The sequence below is a fragment of the Candidatus Jordarchaeum sp. genome, from assembly GCF_052745115.1.
Genome location: NZ_JBRAKS010000474.1, coordinates 1 through 2424, shown reverse-complemented (window position 1 = coordinate 2424; position 2424 = coordinate 1). Strand labels below are relative to the sequence as shown.

Below are 2424 nucleotides of genomic sequence, written 5' to 3'. Positions count from 1 at the left end.
AGTCCAAGAATGGTATTATTTATCATTAAATCTTTCTACTGTTGTGAACCCTTCTTTTTTACCGATTAGGCCTAGAACCGTGAGCAGAACCTCTTTCTGGAATCCGTCTTCTGAAGATTCAAAATTTTGAATTATTGTTTTTATCCCTTCAATGTTTCTTCCACAAAACTCCGCTAACTTATTCTCCAGCTTAAGGAGGGAATGCCCTTTTACCCTTGGAATCAGGTCTATCAATTCCTCGAGATTGTTCGTTTCCTGAACCAGCTTGAGGTTGGCTTCGTCTTCTTTCTTCTTAGGATATTGACTGTATATCTCTTCGAAAACTGAGCGGTACGGATCGAACTGCCAGTGAAACATGGTTTGGGTGCTGGGCGGCCAGAGCGGATCAGTCATCTGCTAAAACCTCTCAACTTTTTCTCTAAAGCCTCTCCTTCTTTATAAAGCTTGCAAGTATTCCAGATTTTTTATTTCATTTTTTGGGGTAGAGGCCTTTCAACTTTTTGTAATAGCTTCGGTTCTCTTATTAGTGAAGCTGTTTCTGTTTTGCTCATTATTTTTCTGGGTGTTGGCTTTCATAGAGTTTGTTTAGGAGTTCGCTTATTTCTTCGGTGAGATGGTTGAACAGTTCTAATCCTTCATGTGCGATTTTTATTGCTTGGTCTGTTTTTCCGTCTTTTTCTAGAAGCTGTAAATACGAGAGGAAGAAGTCCTCGTCTTCGCGGTAGTATTTCTGCAGGATTTTGTAAAGTTCCTCTTTTCCACTCTCACCGAGTCCTTCTAGAATAGCGGCCTGCATGTTTAGGAGTCCTATTGCATTGCAGTATTCGTGATAATTTTTATCTCTGTCCGGGAGAGTTTTTGGAAGGTGTGGTTCAAGCAGTTTCTTCCAGTATTCCAGATCCTCTTTTGAGGTGCATCCTTGTTCAAGTACCTGCGCATAGACGTCTTGAAAGAAGTCTGGGTCGCTTTCAAGGTACCTGTTGAACAGGTAATCAATGTATCCTCTTTTCTCCTCATGCTTTAGCCCCGCCTCTTTCAGGCATTTCGCGAATTCTTCTACTGCGTAGTAGAATTCTCCACTGTAGTATCCGTCAGAATCGTCCACCGTCTCCATGTTTTCGGCGATTACTTCGGATAGGGCTTGATAGATTTTCGCCGCTTCCCGAAAGTTTCTCTTTTGAATGAAGCGTTCCGCCAAGTCTCGAATTTGAGTAGAGTCAACTTCTGCGGCGCCCTGCTTGGTAAATCTGTACTCACCAGCGGCCCCCTTGTATAGCAGGTTTATCTCCTTCTTATAATCTTGAATGCTTTTTTCTTCTCCTCTGTCCGCGAAGTAAATTTTGAAATGTGTTTTTAGCTTTGGATCCTCTTTGAACTGCTTTCTTAGGAATTCTTTCAACTCTTCCAAACTTACGCTGTCAAGGATGATGTTGATTGCGTCTTCCTCTTTTTTCCTTTTCCCATTCATTTCTTTATAGTTTTTTGATAGTGCAATTAGGGTTGCAACTATATGTTTACAGTAGCTGCCCCCATCGTAGGGGCAATTACACTGTGCTTTAAAATCATCTTCCAGGCGTATATTGACCCTATACTTATGTGTACCGGCGACTACAGCTTTTACAGTGGTTCCATAAAAGTCAACCTTTTCAACCCGGCCTTCCCTAAAGTATCTCAAGCCACGCTCAAAAGAATTCTCCGTACACAAACTTTGTATTTTCTCTATCGTCAGTTCCACAAAACCACCACAAAGAATTCCATCCCTATCCAATTTTTTCAAATGTTATTTCTGATGACGCGTTTCTGAGTCATAATTTTTTAGGAGGCATTATTTCTATTCCCTTCGCATCTAGCCATTCTTTAACCCGTTCTCTCATTCTAGCATCCTTAAACTTGAACCATCTCTCCCTCTCCCCAGGATAGTTCAGCAACACGTTTTTAAACCGTCTGAAAGCGCCTCTACCATCTATCGCTATGTAGAGTTTCTCTTTGAGACCCTCGTCCTGAACCGTTTCAATAAAGTCCTCCATATCCTCGTAGCCCTCGCTGGGTTCTATTTTTGGAATCACAATGTAGCGTTCTCCAAATCCCGCATCCAATTTTTCCTCAATTTCTTTGATTTCTTCCCTATCCATGAAATCTGAGACAAAGATGATCTCGCCAGTCTTAAGGTCCAAGTAGTACCTATTATCAAGCGAGACATCTTCAAAGGCCCAGCAGATTTCATCAAAGTCGGTGACTACCCTAATCTTTTCAGGCACCGAAATCCCACCTTTTTTAACCACTAATACATCAACACAGATCTATTTTCTATAAATAAAAATTATTAAATTCACATTATTGAAATTTACGCTGGTTGAGTTGAGGGTTCCACTCTATGTAGAAATTCATAGAATTACATAGAGTTGGGGCTTCACAGTATCATGC

General features: G+C 40.9%; 3 protein-coding genes. All 3 read right to left on the bottom strand.

The window, feature by feature from the left end; translation table 11 throughout:
• Positions 1-15: 15 nt before the first annotated feature.
• Positions 16-393 carry a hypothetical protein gene (locus ACUVXA_RS19760; RefSeq protein WP_445873008.1) on the bottom strand — a complete coding sequence of 126 codons (378 nt, stop codon included), beginning with the start codon at positions 391-393 and terminating at the stop codon, positions 16-18.
• 157 nt (positions 394-550) lie between these two features.
• Complete coding sequence (locus tag ACUVXA_RS19755; RefSeq protein WP_445873007.1) at positions 551-1735, bottom strand: SWIM zinc finger family protein; 1185 nt, start codon at positions 1733-1735, stop codon at positions 551-553.
• Positions 1736-1805: 70 nt separating this feature from the next.
• Positions 1806-2258, bottom strand: a complete 453-nt coding sequence (locus tag ACUVXA_RS19750; protein WP_445873006.1) for a UPF0158 family protein — start codon at positions 2256-2258, stop codon at positions 1806-1808.
• Positions 2259-2424 lie beyond the last annotated feature (166 nt).